We start from the raw sequence: 16,590 nt of genomic DNA on the forward strand, positions 1-16,590 counted from the left end.
CATCATGCTCTGGGCCTGCATCCTGCTGCCGCAGCTGGCGCTGGACACCGTCCTGCGCGAGCGTGACGACCCCGACACGCCGCTGGTATTGATCGACGGGCCGACCCAGCGCCGCGTGCTGCGGGCGGTCAACCCGGCCGCCAGCCAGCTGGGCCTGCGTGCCGGGCAGAGCCTGACCGCCGCCCGCGCCCTGGCCGATGGCTTCACCTGCGTCGAAGTCGATCCGGCGCGTATCGAGCAGGTGCAGCAGTTGCTGGCCGCCTGGGCCTACCGGTTCAGTGCCCAGGTCAGCCTGCATTATCCTCGCGCACTGTTGCTGGAAGTGGGCTCGAGCTTGCAGCTGTTCGGGCCCTGGCCGTTGTTCGAGGCGCAGCTACGCCAGGAACTGGCTGCCTTGGGGCTGCGCCAGCGCATCGTGCTGGCCAGCAATCCGGTGGCCGCGCGCATGCTCGCCAACGCTCACGATGGTCTGGCCGTGGCCAGCCCCGATGAGACCCGCGCCGCCGTGTCGAACCTGCCCATCGACCGCGCCGGCCTGCCGCCGGAGGTCAGCACCACGCTGGCGCGCATGGGCCTGCGGCGGCTGGGGGAGGTGCTCGCGCTGCCGCGCGAGGCGCTGGCCAGGCGCTTCAGCGCCCAGGTTCAGGTGCACCTGGACCAGTTGCTCGGCCTGCGCACAATGGGGCTGGGCTTCTACCAGCCGCCCGACCGTTTCGAGGCGCGGCTGGAGCTGAACTTCGATGTCGAATCACACCAGGCGCTGTTGTTCCCCCTGCGCCGCCTGCTCACCGACCTGGCCGCCTTCCTGGCCGGGCGGGATTGCGGCGTGCAGCGTTTCGAGCTGCATCTGGAGCACGCCGAAGGCCCGGCCACGCGGCTCACGGTCGGCCTGCTGGCCGCCGAGCGCGACGCGGCGATGCTCTTCGAACTGGCCCGGGGGCGGCTGGAGCCGCTGCGCATCCCGGCTCCTGTGCGCAACCTGCGCCTGGTCGCCGCGGACCTGCCGGCCTTCGTGCCCCAGCACCGGGCCTTGTTCGACCCGCGTGCCCAGCAGGCCCAACCCTGGGAGCAGTTGCGCGAGCGGTTACGGGCGCGACTGGGCGACGAAGCGGTCAAGGGCCTGCGCGCCGAGGCCGATCATCGCCCCGAGTGCGCCTGGCAAGGGGCGTGGCAGGAGGGCGCGGGCCGGCTGGTCGTCGCCCCGGGCAGCCGCCCTGGCTGGTTGTTGCCGGAGCCACGGGCCTTGCCTGAAGCCGGCCTGCGCCTGCTCGGCAATGCCGAGCGCATCGAGTCCGGCTGGTGGGACGGCGGCGATGTGCGCCGCGACTACTACCGCATCGAGACCCGCGACGGCCTGTGCGGCTGGGCCTACCGTGACCTGGCCCAGCCCGGGCCGCTGTGGCTGCAGGGCTGGTTCGCATGAGCACGCCGGGCTATGCCGAGCTGCACTGCCTGTCGAACTTCAGTTTCCAGCGCGGCGCCTCCAGCGCCGACGAACTGTTCCGACGGGCCCGCGAGCAGGGCTACCAGGCCCTGGCGATCACCGACGAGTGCACGCTGGCCGGCATCGTCCGGGCCTGGCAGGCCGCCAAGGCGCATGAGTTGCGGTTGATCATCGGTAGCGAGGTGCAGGTGCATCAGGGGCCCAAGCTGGTGCTGCTGGTGCAGGATCTGCGCGGCTACCAGAACCTCTGCGCCTTGATCACTCGCGCTCGGCGCCGGGCACGCAAGGGCAGTTACCAGTTGCTCGGCGAGGACCTCGAGGCTCATCACCAGGGCCTGCTGGCGTTGTGGGTCGCGGCTCCTGGCGACCAGCCGGGGTCCGGGCCTTGGTTGCGCACGCTGTTCGGCGAGCGCCTGTGGCTGGCGGCGCACCTGCACCGTGGTGCCGACGATCAGGCCCGGCTGGCGTGGCTGCGTGCGCAGGGCCTGCGCCTCGATGTGCCACTGGTGGCCTGCGGCGACGTGCACATGCATGCCCGTGGCCGCCGCGCCCTGCAGGATTGCATGACCGCCATCCGCGCCCATTGCAGCGTGGCCGAGGCGGGCGGCCTGCTGTTCGCCAACGGCGAGCGCCACCTGCGCCCGCTCGACCAGCTGCGGGAGCTGTACCCCGCACCACTGCTGGACGAGACGCTGAATATCGCCCGGCGGTGCACCTTCGATCTCTCGCAACTGAAATACCGGTACCCCCGCGAACTGGTGCCGGAAGGTCACAGCCCCGCCAGTTGGTTAAGGGTGCTGTGCGAGCAGGGCCTGCCCGGGCGCTGGCCCGACGGCCCGAGCGACAAGGTGCGCGCGGTGCTGGACAAGGAGCTGGCGTTGATCGAGGAGCTGGGCTACGAAAGCTACTTCCTCACCGTCCACGACATTGTCGCGTTCGCCCGCCGCCAGCGCATCCTGTGCCAGGGACGGGGGTCGGCGGCCAACTCGGTGGTGTGCTTCGTGCTGGGCATCACCGAACTCGACCCCATGGTGCACCGCCTGCTGTTCGAGCGCTTTCTGTCCCGCGAGCGCAACGAGCCGCCGGATATCGACGTGGACTTCGAGCATGACCGCCGCGAAGAAGTGATCCAGTACGTGTTCAGCCGCTATGGCCGGCACCGGGCCGCGCTCACCGCCGTGGTCAGCAGCTACCACGCCGCCGGCGCGGTGCGCGACGTGGCGCGGGCGCTGGGGCTGCCGGCCGACCAGGTGGACGCCCTGGCCAAGTGCTGTGGGCGCTGGAGCGACCGTATCCCCGACGCTCAACGCCTGGCCGAGGCCGGTTTCGATGGGCAGAGCCCGTCGTTGCGGCGCATCCTGGTGCTGGCCGGCGAGCTGATCGGTTTCCCCCGGCACTTGTCGCAGCACCCCGGTGGCTTCGTCATCAGCGAGCAGCCCCTCGACCAGCTGGTGCCGGTGGAGAACGCGACGATGGAGGCGCGCACGGTGATCCAGTGGGACAAGGACGACCTGGACATGGTCGGCCTGCTCAAGGTCGACGTGCTCGCCCTCGGCATGCTCAGCGCCCTGCGCCGCTGTTTCGACCTGCTGTACCGGCACCGGGGGATCGAGCTCACCCTCGCCAGCATCCCGCCGGACGACCCGGCCACCTACGCGATGATCGGTCGCGCCGAAACCATGGGCGTGTTCCAGATCGAATCGCGGGCGCAGATGGCCATGTTGCCCAGGTTGCGCCCGGAGAACTTCTACGACCTGGTGATCGAGGTGGCGATCGTGCGCCCGGGGCCGATCCAGGGCGACATGGTTCACCCGTATCTGCGCCGTCGCCTCAGGCAGGAGCCGGTGACCTACCCGTCGGAAGAGCTCAGGGAGGTGTTCCAGCGCACCTTGGGTGTGCCGTTGTTCCAGGAGCAGGTGATGGAGCTGGCCATGGTCGCCGCCGACTACACCCCCGGCGAGGCCGACCAGTTGCGCCGCAGCATGGCCGCCTGGAAACGCCATGGCGGCCTTGAGCCGCATCGGCAACGGCTGGTCTCGGGCATGCTGCGCAACGGTTACGAGCTGGCCTTTGCCGAGCGCATCTTCGAGCAGATCAAGGGCTTTGGCAGCTACGGTTTCCCCGAGTCCCACGCCGCCAGCTTCGCCCTGCTGTGCTATGCCAGCAGTTGGCTGAAATGCCATCAGCCGGCGATCTTCACCTGCGCGCTGGTCAACAGCTGGCCCATGGGCTTCTACAGCCCCGACCAGCTGTTGCAGGAGGCGCGGCGGCAGGGCATCGAGGTGCGCCCGGTGGATGTGCTGCACAGTGACTGGGACTGCACCCTGGAGCCGGTGGGCGAGGGCGGCCTGGCCATTCGCCTGGGCTTGCGCCAGGTGCGGGGCTTCAGCGAGGCGGATGCCCGACGCCTGGAGCAGGCGCGGGCGCTGCGGCCCTGGCGCGATGTCGAGGACCTGTGCCTGCGCGTCGAGCTCGACAGCCGCGCCCGCGGGCGCCTGGCCGATGCCGGAGCGCTGCGGGCGCTGGCCGGCAACCGCCACCAGGCGCGCTGGCAGGTGGCGGCGGTGCAGGCGCAGCTGCCATTATTCGCCCAGGTCGAGCCGGCCCCGGAGCCGGTGGTGATGCTGCCGGCTCCCAGCGTGGCGCAGGACCTGCACGCCGACTACGTCACCCTGGGCACCACCCTGGGGCCCCACCCGCTGACCCTGCTGCGTTCACGGCTGCGGGCACTGGGCTGTCGCAGCTCAGGGGAACTGGCGGGTGTCGAGGACGGCGACAACATCGCCGTGGCCGGGCTGGTGGTCGGGCGCCAGCGGCCGCAGACGGCCAGTGGCGTGACCTTCGTCACCCTCGAGGATGAGCACGGCATGGTCAACGTGGTGGTCTGGCGCGACCTGGCCGAGCGCCAGCGGCGGGCGCTGGTGGGGGCACGGTTGCTCAAGGTCAGCGGGCGCCTGGAGCAGGAAAGTGGCGTGCGCCACCTGATTGCCCGGCGGCTGGAGGATATCAGCCCGTTGCTGCAGGGGCTGGAGGTGCACAGCCGCGATTTTCACTGAGCCCGAAGGGGCGAGGCGACAGGCTTCCCCCGGTTTTCCCCAACTCTGGGCTATAACCTGTAGATGGTGCCCAGCCGCGGAGCCCGCCATGGACCTCGCCCCTCGTCCCGACACACTGATGCCCGCCGCCGAATCCAGCGCGGCGCGGCGGCCGTTCGACCTGTTGCGCTGGTACGCCTGGGTCAGCCTGGCATTCATCGTTTCGGTGGCCGTGGGGCTGGGGCTGATCTCCAGCCGCTACATCATCGACGAGAGCGTCGAGCGTGACGCGCTGCTCACCGCCCAGTTCATCACCTCCATCGCCGACGCCGAAGTGCGCCATGTGTCGATTCCCAATGTGCGCACCATGGGCGAGTTGCTCGACCCACGCCTCGACCCGTCATTGCCGGACGTCGACCCCGAGGCCCGGCGCAAGGCCAGGGGCGAGTTCCTCGACCATATCGCCCACCTGCCGGACATGCTCCTGGCCAATATCTATTCGCCCGACCGCACGGTGATCTGGTCGAGCAACCCGGCGCTGATCGGCAAGCTGATAAACGCCGATGACGACCTCGACCAGGCCTTCGAATACAAGAGGCGCGTGTCGGCCAGCTATCACGACTTCGACCAGGTGCGTAGCGAGCAGAAGTTCATCACGCCGCCGGAGAAGCTGTTCATCGAGAACTACATCCCGCTGCTCGACGCCGATGGCGAGCAGGTCACGGCGATGGTGGAAATCTACAAGGAGCCCCATGACCTGATCGTGCGTATCGAGCATGGCCTGATACTGATCTGGCTGGCCATCACCGTGGGGGCTGGCATGGTCTACGTCGGGCTGTACGGCATCATGCGCCGGGCCGCGCGGGTCATGGCGGTGCAGCAGAAGCGGCTGATCGGTAATGAAACCTTCGTGGCGCTGGGCGAGGTGTCGTCGGCGGTGGCCCATAGCCTGCGCAACCCGTTGGCGAGCATCCGCTCGAGCGCCGAACTGGCCCAGGCCTTCGACGAGGGGCCGGCGCAGCGCCACGTCAACGACATCATCAGCCAGGTCGACCGCATGTCGCAGTGGGTGCGGGAGCTGCTGCAGTCGCTGCGACCACTCAATGACGAGGCGGTACCGGTAGACCTGGGGCAAGTGTTGCAGGAAAGTTTCCAGGTCTTCGCCGCGCCTCTGAGCAGGGGGCGGGTACAGGTGCACTTGCCGGAACTGCCTGGTGTGCGCGTATTGGGGCAGCCGGCGCTGCTTGCGCAGATCTTCAACAGCCTCATTGCCAATGCCTTGGAGTCGATGGGCCAGGGGGGCGACCTGCGTGTCGAGGTGATTCGGCGGGACCGGCGCAACCTGACCCTGCGCCTTTCCGATACCGGCAAGGGGATGAGCGAACAACAACAGCGCATGGCCTTCCGACCGTTCTTTTCCACCAAGCAAGGTGGCCTGGGGGTGGGGCTGATGTTGGTCAAGCGGATCATGGAACGTTTCGGTGGTTCGGTGCGTTTGAGCAGCTATCCCGGTTCCGGTACCCGGGTGTCACTGAGTTTCAGGTTGGCTTCTGGGTGATGTTAATTATTCGGTTTGCACAATAACTTCATGATTTTTAACGAATTCATGTCATTGATGAGTTTTCCCCGAATGTGGGGGTTTTTCTATAAACAGAATTAACAGAACAAAATAAGTGTCTGTTTTTAAAGTAAAAAATATTTTTGGCTGATTTTTTGCTGCTATGTATCAGTGGCCCCGAACAGGCGTCCAGGCGGGAACGAAGCTATGCAGACGCTGGAGAACGAAACCCCTGACAGCACCCGTGGCCCCTCCGTAGGGGGGGCTGTGCCGCTGCACGAATTCAACCTGCTGCGCTGGTTCTCCCTGGTCAGCCTGTTGATCATCGCATCGGTGGCCGGTGGCCTGGGCTATGTGTCGACCCGCTTCGTGGTGCGTGACAGCGTCGAGCGCGACGCCATGCTGACCGCCCAGTTCATCCAGGCCATGGCCCAGGCCGAGGTCCGTCACTCTCAGCTGCCGCCAGGCACCACCATGGGCGAGCTGATCGACCCTCGGCTGGACCAGCAACACCTGCAGTTCGGTGCCCCGTTGGCGGAGTCGACCCGGGTGGAGTTCCTCGACCATGTGGAGCACCTGCCCGACACGCTGCTGGCCAATGTCTATGCCCGCGATCGCACCGTGGTCTGGTCGACCAACCCGCAGTTGATTGGCAAACACATCGACGAGGACGACGACCTCGAGCACGCCTTTGGCTCGCGCAAGGCCGTTTCGGCCAGCTATCACAAGGCCGATGAGGACCGTGAGGAGCAGAAATTCCAGCGTGAGCCCCGGCACCTGTTCATCGAGAACTACATCCCGCTGTTCGATAGCCAGGGCGAGCGGGTGCTGGCGATGGTCGAGATCTACAAGGAGCCCCAGGACCTGGTGCGGCGAATCCAGCGAGGCTACGTGCTGATCTGGGCGTCCACCCTGGTGGGCGGCGCACTGATCTACCTGGGCCTGTTCTGGATCGTGCGCCGCGCCGCCAGCATGCTGCACCACCAACAGGACCGCCTGGTGGCCAGCGAAACCTATGCCGCCCTGGGCGAAATGTCCTCGGCAGTGGCCCATAGCCTGCGCAATCCATTGGCCAACATCCGTTCCAGCGCCGAACTCGCACAGGATATCGCCAGCCCGCAGGCGCTGCGCAACATCACTGACATCATCACCCAGGTCGACCGCATGTCGCGTTGGGTGCGCGACCTGCTGGTATCGCTGCGCCCGGTCAGCGACGAGCCGGAGGCGGTGGACCTGATGGCCGCCCTCGAGGATACACGCCAGGCCTTCGCCCCGCAGATCGAGCGCAATGGTGTGGGGTTCAGGCTGCTGGGGCCTGCTGAACAGTGGGTTGCCAGCCAGCCACTGCAACTGACCCAGATCCTCAACAGCCTGTTCGCCAATGCCCTGGAGGCCATGCCCAACGGTGGGCAGCTGTGCGCCGAGGTCCAGTTGCTGGAGAGCGGGCAGGCGCAACTGATGCTCAGCGACACCGGCAAAGGCATGACCGAGCAGCAGCGGCGCATGGTGTTCAAGCCGTTCTTCACCACCAAACAGGGCGGCCTGGGCGTGGGCCTGGCCCTGGTCAAACGCATCATGGAACGCTTCGGCGGCTCGGTCGAACTGAGCAGCCGCATCGAGGAAGGAACCCGCGTCAGCCTGACTTTCAACATTGCAGCGGGAGGGGACCATGGACCACAGCATCCTGGTGGTCGAGGATGACGACATCCTCGCCGACAACATTCGCACCTACCTGAGCCTCAAGGGCTTCGAGGTCTCGGTGTGCTCCAGTGCCGAGCTTGCCCTGGAGCAGATCCAGCGCGCCCGGCCCGACGCCGTGCTCACCGACAACTCATTGCCCGGCATGAGCGGGCACGACCTGCTGCGCACCCTGGTCGCCCAGGCACCGGAGCTCAAGGTGATCATGATGACCGGCTACGGCAACGTCGAGGACGCGGTGCAGGCCATGAAGGAGGGGGCTTTCCACTACCTCACCAAGCCGGTGGTGCTGGCCGAGCTCAAGTTGATGCTGGACAAGGCCCTGGCCACCGAACGCATGGAGCGCACGCTGTCGTTCTACCAGGAGCGCGAGGCGCAGAAGTCCGGCCTGCAGGCGCTGATCGGCGAGTCGCCGGCCATGCTCGAGCTCAAGCACACCCTGCGCCAGTTGCTCGACGCCGAGCGGCGCATGGCCAGCGACGACCTGCCGCCGGTGCTGGTGGAGGGCGAGACCGGTACTGGCAAGGAGCTGGTGGCGCGGGCCCTGCATTTCGACGGCAGCCGCGCCAAGGGGCCGTTCATCGAGTTCAACTGCGCATCGATCCCGGCCAACCTGCTCGAGGCGGAACTGTTCGGCCATGAAAAGGGTGCGTTCACCGATGCCAAGGAGCGCCGCGTTGGGCTGGTGGAGGCGGCGGACGGCGGCACCTTGTTCCTCGACGAGATCGGTGAGATGGACCTGGTGCTCCAGGCCAAGCTGCTCAAGCTGCTGGAGGATCGCAGCATCCGCCGCATCGGCGCGGTGAAGGAGCGCAAGGTCGACTTGCGGGTGATCAGCGCGACCAACTGCAACCTGGAGCAGATGGTGCAGCAGGGCAAGTTTCGCCGCGACCTGTTCTTCCGCCTGCGCATCATCGCCCTGAAAGTGCCGCGGCTGTATGCCCGGGGCCAGGATATCCTGCGCCTGGCCCGGCATTTCCTCGCCCATCATGGCCGGCGCTATGGCAAGCCGGGCCTGCGTTTTTCCGCCGAGGCGGAAGCCTTGATGCTGGGGTACAGCTGGCCGGGCAATGTGCGTGAGCTGCGCAACATGCTCGAGCAGACGGTGTTGCTGGCGCCCAACGAGGTGATCGGCGCGCACCAATTGAACCTGTGCCTGACCCTGGTGGATGAGCCGCTGGCCCAGCCGTCAGCGTTGCCCGTGTTCGACATCCCGCGACACGAGCCGGAAGCGACCGGCAGCCTGCCCGACATGGAGCGCGACATGGTCTGCCGTACCCTCGACCGTACCGACTGGAACGTCACCAAGTCGGCACGTTTGCTGGGGCTGTCACGGGACATGCTGCGCTACAAGATCGAGAAGCTCGGGCTGACGCGGCCGGACAAGCGCCAGTGGTGAGTCTCAGCTGGCTAGCTGCTCCAGCCTCAAGCCATGCACAATCCTTGCGCGAGATAACACAGCCCTTTGGGCTGCGCTGTCGCGCAGGGAGCAGGGGCCTCTGTAGGAGCGGCTTTAGCCGCGATGCAGGCGACGCGGTATCTGGTACCCGCTTCGCGGGTGATCGCGGCTAAAGCCGCTCCTACAGGTGTGGGCAATGTGCTCAAGGTTTGCCGCCGCTTCCCTCACCCTCGCGCCCCATCCCCTCCGAGCCGCTGTCACCCATCCCCGGCAAGTCACGCTCATCGTTCTGCCGCGCCGCCGGGCTGTCCGGGTCGCTGCCCTGGATCCGTGGGTCGGTATCCCGAGGCATGGGCTTTTCGATGGGGTTGAGGGTGCTGTCCACGCCGGGCTGCGGCGCCGGGCTGTGGGGGTCGTCCGGGTAGGTGGTCCCGGTACCGACCGCCAGGGCCAGCGGGGACGCGAGCAGGGCTACCAGCAGAAAGTAAGGCTTCATCGGGGCGGGCTCCTGTGCAACGGCAAGAAAAAGGCCCTGCCAGCGCAGGGCCTCGGTCTCAGTTGGGCCACGTCCGTGTCGACAAGGTGCGATCACCCCGATGGACGGTCAGACCACCATCGACAGCAGCATGATGAAGATGATGCCGACCACCGAGAGAATGGTCTCCATCATGCTCCAGGTCTTGAAGGTTTCGGCCACGGTCATGTTGAAGTACTGCTTGACCAGCCAGAAGCCGGCATCGTTGACGTGGGACAGGATCAGCGAGCCAGCGCCGGTGGCCAGCACCAGCAGCTCGCGGTTGACGCCGGGGACCAGGTCGATCACCGGGGCGACGATGCCGGCGCCGGTGATGGTGGCCACGGTGGCGGAACCGGTGGCGATACGGATCACCGCCGCCACCAGCCAGGCCAGCAGGATCGGCGAGATCTGCGCCTGCACCGCCATCTGCCCGATCACGTTGCCCACGCCGGTGTCCACCAGCATCTGCTTGAAGCCGCCACCGGCACCGACGATCAGCACGATCGCGGCGGTGGGGGCCAGGCTCTGGTCGAGCATCTTCATGATCTGCTGGCGGTTGAAGCCACGGGCCGAACCAAAGGTGTAGAAGGCCAGCAGCAGGGCGGCGAGCAGGGCGGTGATCGGGTGGCCGATCAGGTCCATCCACTGGCGCACGATGTGCTCGGCCGGCAGCACCACGTCGGCGAAGGTCTTGAGCAGCATCAGCACCACCGGCAGCAGCACGGTTAGCAGGGTCACGCTGAAGCTGGGCAGGTTGTTCTGGTTCGACTCGCGGGCGATCTGGTCCATCAGTTCCTGCGAGGGGTTGCCGGGGATGTAGCGCGAGATGAAGTTACCGAACAGGGGGCCGGCGATTACTGCGGTGGGCAGGGCCACCAGCAGGCCGTAGAAGATGGTCTTGCCGATGTCGGCGTGGAAAATACCGATCGCCAGCAGGGGGCCCGGGTGCGGTGGCACCAGGCCATGCACCACGGACAGGCCGGCCAGCAGCGGGATGCCGATCTTCACCAGCGACACGCCGGAACGGCGGGCGACGATGAACACCAGCGGGATCAGCAGCACGAAGCCGATTTCGAAGAACAGCGGGATGCCCACCAGGAAGGCGGCGAACATCATGGCCCAGTGCACTTTCTGTTTGCCGAAGGCGCGGATCAGGGTCTGAGCGATCTGGTCGGCGCCGCCGGAGTCGGCCATCAGCTTGCCGAGCATGGTGCCCAGGGCCAGGACGATGCCGACGAAACCAAGCACGCCGCCGAAGCCGTCCTGGAACGACTTCATCACCTTGGCCACCGGCATGCCGGAGGTCAGGCCGAGAAAGCCCGCGGCCAGGGTAAGGGCAACGAAAGGGTGGACCTTGAAATGGGTGATCAGCAGGATCAGCCCGACGATGGTGACCATCGCGTCGAGCAGCAGGTAGGTATCAGTAGCCAGTCCGAACATGGTTCGTAAGCCTCGGTCTTGTCGTTGTTGTTTTGGTATTGCTTGTAGGTTTAGCGTCAGCTGAGATCAGTTATCAAGACAGCGCTGTCTTTGGTGAGCCGGAAAACCACCGGGTCAGGCGGTTCGCGCCAGGGGCCGCTCACCGCAAGGCTTTAGCCAGGCATCTACGGACTCGGCCAGGGCCACGACCGGGAGGGTGGCGTCCAGGGCCAGGGTCAGCGGCTCACCGTGCGGGGCCTCCAATGCGGCGAACTGGCTTTCGATCAGGCTGGCGGGCATGAAATGGCCGGGGCGGGCGAGCACGCGTTTTTCCGCTTCCTGGGGCGTGAGTTCGAGGAACACGAAGCCCAGCGCCGGTACGGCACTGCGTAGCGTGTCACGGTAGCGGCGCTTGAGCGCGGAACAGGTCAGGATGGGGCGTTCGCCGGCAGCAATGGTGGCCTGCAGTTCTTCGCCCAGGCGTACCAGCCAGCCGGCTCGGTCATCGTCGTCCAAGGGGATGCCGGCACTCATCTTGCGAATGTTCTCGACGGGGTGGAAGGCATCGCCTTCGATCAGGCGACCGCCGCTGTGGGCGGCAATGGCGGCACCGATCGAGCTCTTGCCGCAACCAGCCACGCCCATGACCACAAGTGCGGACAGGGAAGGGTTCATCTGTACCTCCTGCTGGGTGAGATAGCGCTGTCTTGGTGATGACGGGTCAAGCCCGCCAGCGCCACCCTCCCGGGTGTTGTTGGTCTTGTCCTAGGCAGTATGGACGCATCGCATACGGCTGCTACCAAGATTGCATTGCCTGCGTCCTGAGACAGCGCTACCTTAGTGACCGTTCCCCATTCCTGCAAGTAGTAAAATTACAACACTCATGTCTCGCATCGGCTCGCGCACCACCGGTCGTCCCACCCTGGCGGAAGTCGCCAGGCTTTCCGGGGTTTCCCCCATCACCGCCTCCCGCGCCCTGCGAGGCGTCAGCACGGTCGCGCCCGATCTGGCGGAGAAGGTCAAGACTGCCGCAGCCACCCTGGGGTATGTCGCCAACCCTGCGGCACGGGCCCTGGCCTCGGCGCGCAGCCAGTCGGTGGTGGTGCTGATCCCGTCGCTGTCCAACCAGCTGTTCATCGATACCCTCGAGGCCATTCACGAAGTGATGCGCCCGCGTGGGCTGGAAGTGCTGATCGGCAACTATCACTACGATAGTGCCGAGGAAGAGAACCTGATCCGCAACTACCTCGCCTACCAGCCCTGCGGCATGCTGCTCACGGGTTTCGATCGCAGCGAGGCTTCACGGCAGATGCTCGCCGCCAGTGGCGTGCCGTGCGTGCACATGATGGAACTGGGTGGCGGTCAGGACGCGCTGTCGGTGGGGTTTTCCCAGCATGAGGCCGGGCGCGCCGCCGCGCGCCACCTGATAGAACGTGGCCGGCGGCGCCTGGCTTTCATCGCCGCCCAGCTCGACCCACGGGTGATGCAGCGGGCCGAAGGTTTCCGTCAGGCCCTGGCCGATGCCGGCTTGCAGGCACCGGAGCTTGAAGTTCTTGATCCGCAGCCGTCATCGATCGGGTTGGGCGGGGCCTTGTTCAGTCAATTGCTGGTGCGGGCACCGGACGTGGACGGCATCTTCTTCTGCAACGACGACTTGGCCCAGGGCGCTGTGCTACAGGCGCTGCGCGAAGGTATCGAAGTGCCTCGACAGGTGGCGATGGTCGGCTTCAACGACCTGCCGGCCTCGGCCTACATGGTGCCGCCGCTGACTTCGATTCGTACCCCACGGGCCGCCGTGGGACGAGGTGCCGCGCAGGCGCTGCTGGCGTTGCTCGATGGTAAGCGGGTAGGGGCCGAGCAGCAGGACATGGGGTTCGAACTGGTGGTGCGGGAGAGTTCTTGAGGGAATGCAATGCTCGCTTGGCACAGCTTGCAGGTCTGGCCGCTGACATCAGGCTCACTGGCACGGGCCCTGTAGGAACCGACTTTGCCGGTGAACAGCCGCCACGCCGCTCTACAGGCTGAACGTTCCCCGACAGCCGCTCACGGGTTGCACACCTGGCATTTTTACCAGTTTCGCCCGTCAGCCATGGTGGTTAGTGTCTCCGGACAAATGTGCGGACGCACGCCGGAGTTCGTCATGTCCAAATCTGAAGACCTACAAGCCCAGGCTCCCTCTACATTGGCCAAAGTTGCGGATTCGCCGTTGAGATTGGTCGTCTATCCGCAGGGTGGCAAGCCAGAAGACGGGATCGAGCAGAACGAACCACCGTTCAAGTTGTGCCATTGTGCCGAGCACCGTCTGTACGTGAAGGCGCCGGACGGCAGCAAATGGGTGGAGCAAAAGTTGGCCTTGTACTGGCAGGCTGGTCGGCCTGACAGCTACCGCCTGCGCGCGGATCCTTCCTTCCTGTTCGAAAGCACGCTCCCGCCCGAGGACGAGAGGAGCTTCAAGAAGTTATCCCGCGAGACCGGTGCGAACTGGGTATTGACTGCGATGGGAGGCGAGGCAGCACAGTCTGGTGAAAACCTGAAACTGGCTCTGGGCAGCTATTGGCAGGCGCCCAAGTACGGATTCTTGGTGCATGTGGGCGATTTCCATTATGCCGTCACCGAGCTGCAGTGGAATAACGTGGTACCGGTTGTCGACCCACCTACCGCCGCAATCCTGACTGCGACAGTGACGAGCCCTTATGATGCTGACCGCGTCATGTCGGGGAAACCAGTGTGTTTCGAGCTCAATGGCGAACCCTATGGTGCCCCCATCTTGACCGGGGATGATGGTATGGCGCATTTGCTGTATACACCCCAGCCTGAGGAGATCGGTGCAGAAAACCGCGTGACCATCAATGCATACTGCGTGGATGAGCTAGGTGAGACCAGTGAAAGGATATCGCGGACACTGCCTGCCTTCGCCAGCAATGGGTGGCCTGATCAGTTGAAGGTGGAGCTTCGTGATAGTGAGGGCCTCGTCCCCTCTACCGCGCTGGGGGTGAGGTTGACCCGTGGCGTTACCTACACGGTGACCCTGATACCTGAAAAGGGCAGTGCTTATGTCGACCAACCTACCAAGCTGATGTGGCCAGAAGGGGAAGCGCAGTTGGGGATCGACCTCACCCCCCCTGCTGGTGAACCTGAAGACGGTAGGCCGTTGCCCGAAGCAGGTTTGAGCTGGACCCTTCGGGGGGGCGATGAGAAAAGCGGGCAGTTCACCCTGTCGGTTGTGATATCTGCTTTGGAAATGCCTTTTCTGCTAAGGGGCACACAGATGTCGGCCGAGCTGGCGGATGAGGCTGATCTTGAGGTCGCCATCGAGGTGGAAGGAGCACCACCGATCTTCCACCGTGGTGTGGACAAGGCCGTACGCATCAAACCGAAGGATGGCAGCCCGCTAGCACGTATGGAACTGGCCGCCACGCTGCATTTCGGTCAAATCGAAGACGAGTTCGCAGCAGGGCAGGTGCCGGCTGACCCAGGCTATGAAAAGCCGAGTGAAAAGGTCACGGAAGAGGGCGTCAAGTGGCTGCTCAGGCCCAAGGAAGATGGCAACAGTGGCCAGTTTGGCCTCAAGGTCGAGGTGCCCGGCTTTACCACCGGCCTGAGGTTGGAGAAAGCGCTGGCGCTGTCCAGCGGTTTGGTCGACGAAGCGCAGGTGTTCATCGACGAGAGCAATATCCCGCTAGGTGGCAACGTGCTGGTCCTGCGTCGGGGGACACCGCTCACCATCAAGCTGAAACCAAGAGAGCATAGTGGGCTGGGAAGAACCCAGCTCAAGGGTTGGATCACATTCGACAGCGGGACATTGGATCCAAGGCAGGTGCCTTCGGATCCGGGCTATAAGGACAAGCAGGACATGGCCAAGGATGGCCTGAGTTGGACGCTGACGGGGGGAGATGTCAGTGGCAGCTTGAGCCTGACGATCCATGTCGAAGGATTCGAGAGGGCGATAACGTTGGCCAAGGTCATGCTGCTTTCGAATAAGCTGACTGACGAGGCCACAGTGAAAATCGACGAAGAAGCCCCTTCAACTGTTAATTGCCTGCGTCACAACAAGCCGCGGAATATCAGTATTGTGCCCAAGCATAATAGCCCATTGGGACAATCAGGTCTTGAATGCCATATTGCTTTTATAGAAGGCACGCTGACGTCTGACAGTGTAAAGGCGATCCCAGGATATGGAGACAAGATCAAGATAGTAGAGGGAACTCTGGCATGGTGCCTGGAGGGGTTGGAAGGCAGTGGTACCTTCGCTATCGGTATCCATGTAGAAGGGTTTGACGACACATTACAACTGACGGATGCGATCCTGCTCTCGCAACGCCTCAGCGATGAGGCCGTTTTAAAAGTGGACGGAGAGGAGGTGCCATCGATGGCACTGATGGTGTCCATGCCGCGCAAGGTTAGCCTGGAACTCTTGCCCAACAGTCCATTGGGGCTGGCCGAGTTGGACTGCTGGATGAGCTTCGAGAGCGACGAGGTGCCCGCGGAATCTGTAAGCGCTAAGCCGTGCTACGGAAATGAGGAACGCCTATTGCCGACGGGGTTGGAGTGGGAACTTGAGGGCGTAGATGTAAGCGGTAGATTTACCCTGATCGTCAAGGTAAAAGAGTTCGAGGATGCACTGACCTTGAGCGGTTTTGTGGGGGGGTATGCTGATTATCTCGAACTGACGAGTGAGAACGAAACTGTATGGCCAGGGCTATTCTTGTGGCAGGGGGAAACCACCAAGGTCAAGTTGCGCAATAAGGAGGGTAGCCCCCTGCCGATCAATCATAAAATCAAGGCCGCGCTTTTGCTGAAGGATGCGGGAACACTGGAGCCAAACAACTTGTGGCCGAGGCCGTATTACGACGTATATCAGACTGATACTATCGAGAACCTGAGCTGGGACGTGAAAGCATGGTCGGTGCGTGGGTGGTCGGACCTTGCAGTTAAGATTAAAGACTATGATCCGGTAATTGAGGGCAAGGCGCTGCTGCTGAGTGGAAAACCTTTCGATGAGGCGTATGCAAAATATCACATATATCATATGCTTGGTGCTGGTTCGAAGGACTTGGGGTTGGTAATTAGACCCGATAGTCCGTTGGAGATGATAAATCTTAAGGCGAAACTGGTGCTTGCTGAGAATGAATATGGCGGTGATTTCAAGGTTGAGCCGAGGCTTGGGGAGTGGGTGGATGTTGGGCAGGAAATGTGGACTATTACAGTGTTTGATGAGTCTTCGGGTTATCTGACATTCGATCTACTTATCGAGGGTTATAAAGTGCCATTAAAAGTTACCGCCATTATTGGTCAGGTGCTAGAAGGAAGTTAATGCCGTCGATGCCGCCGCCATCACGTTGGTGTAATGAACGCTGCGAAGCGTTCCGCCAATTCGCAGTAGTGAATATCTGGGCGGCGGCTCCTTTAAGCAACCTGCTCGTGTTCCGAACGGTTAATTCTTTTATCTGCTTGAATTGCTTCGTCCAACGATTCCGGAGGGCTTTGGATTAACGAGCTACCCGATCGGGACACTGGTCG

Annotated in this window: 10 protein-coding genes; 7 read left to right on the forward strand and 3 right to left on the reverse strand. The window is 64.0% G+C overall.

Annotated features, from left to right (window positions below):
- Positions 1–4: 4 nt before the first annotated feature.
- From JYG34_RS11690 to JYG34_RS11710, 5 genes are all read left to right on the forward strand, one after another.
- Positions 5–1,423, forward strand: a complete 1,419-nt coding sequence (locus JYG34_RS11690; protein ID WP_213660820.1) for a Y-family DNA polymerase — start codon at positions 5–7, stop codon at positions 1,421–1,423.
- Positions 1,420–4,500, forward strand: coding sequence for an error-prone DNA polymerase (locus tag JYG34_RS11695; protein WP_213660821.1), 3,081 nt, complete (start codon positions 1,420–1,422; stop codon positions 4,498–4,500). Before JYG34_RS11690 ends, JYG34_RS11695 begins: the two co-directional genes overlap by 4 nt.
- A gap of 88 nt (positions 4,501–4,588) precedes the next feature.
- The gene (locus tag JYG34_RS11700; RefSeq protein WP_213660822.1) at positions 4,589–6,037 is read left to right on the forward strand and encodes a sensor histidine kinase; all 1,449 of its coding nucleotides are present in this window, start codon (positions 4,589–4,591) and stop codon (positions 6,035–6,037) included.
- A gap of 207 nt (positions 6,038–6,244) precedes the next feature.
- Positions 6,245–7,738 (forward strand): sensor histidine kinase, encoded by a 1,494-nt coding sequence (locus tag JYG34_RS11705; protein ID WP_213660823.1) that lies wholly within the window; start codon positions 6,245–6,247, stop codon positions 7,736–7,738.
- Positions 7,707–9,134, forward strand: a complete 1,428-nt coding sequence (locus tag JYG34_RS11710; protein WP_213660824.1) for a sigma-54-dependent transcriptional regulator — start codon at positions 7,707–7,709, stop codon at positions 9,132–9,134. The genes JYG34_RS11705 and JYG34_RS11710 overlap by 32 nt, the downstream gene beginning before the upstream one ends.
- A 202-nt stretch (positions 9,135–9,336) precedes the next feature.
- On the opposite strand, the gene JYG34_RS11715 is transcribed toward JYG34_RS11710, so the two are convergent.
- From JYG34_RS11715 to JYG34_RS11725, 3 genes are all read right to left on the reverse strand, one after another.
- Positions 9,337–9,630: a hypothetical protein gene (locus JYG34_RS11715; protein WP_213660825.1), complete on the reverse strand. Its 294-nt coding sequence runs from the start codon at positions 9,628–9,630 to the stop codon at positions 9,337–9,339.
- A gap of 108 nt (positions 9,631–9,738) precedes the next feature.
- Positions 9,739–11,091, reverse strand: a complete 1,353-nt coding sequence (locus JYG34_RS11720; RefSeq protein WP_213660826.1) for a GntP family permease — start codon at positions 11,089–11,091, stop codon at positions 9,739–9,741.
- A gap of 114 nt (positions 11,092–11,205) precedes the next feature.
- Positions 11,206–11,745: a gluconokinase gene (locus JYG34_RS11725; RefSeq protein ID WP_213660827.1), complete on the reverse strand. Its 540-nt coding sequence runs from the start codon at positions 11,743–11,745 to the stop codon at positions 11,206–11,208.
- Between the two features lie 208 nt (positions 11,746–11,953).
- Between JYG34_RS11725 and JYG34_RS11730 the strand changes: the two genes are divergently transcribed.
- Both JYG34_RS11730 and JYG34_RS11735 read left to right on the forward strand, forming a co-directional pair.
- Positions 11,954–12,973 (forward strand): LacI family DNA-binding transcriptional regulator, encoded by a 1,020-nt coding sequence (locus tag JYG34_RS11730; protein ID WP_213660828.1) that lies wholly within the window; start codon positions 11,954–11,956, stop codon positions 12,971–12,973.
- Positions 12,974–13,210: 237 nt separating this feature from the next.
- Positions 13,211–16,384, forward strand: coding sequence for a hypothetical protein (locus JYG34_RS11735; protein ID WP_213660829.1), 3,174 nt, complete (start codon positions 13,211–13,213; stop codon positions 16,382–16,384).
- The last annotated feature ends 206 nt before the right edge of the window (positions 16,385–16,590 follow it).

This window comes from Pseudomonas entomophila, from assembly GCF_018417595.1.
Classification (GTDB): domain Bacteria; phylum Pseudomonadota; class Gammaproteobacteria; order Pseudomonadales; family Pseudomonadaceae; genus Aquipseudomonas; species Aquipseudomonas entomophila_C.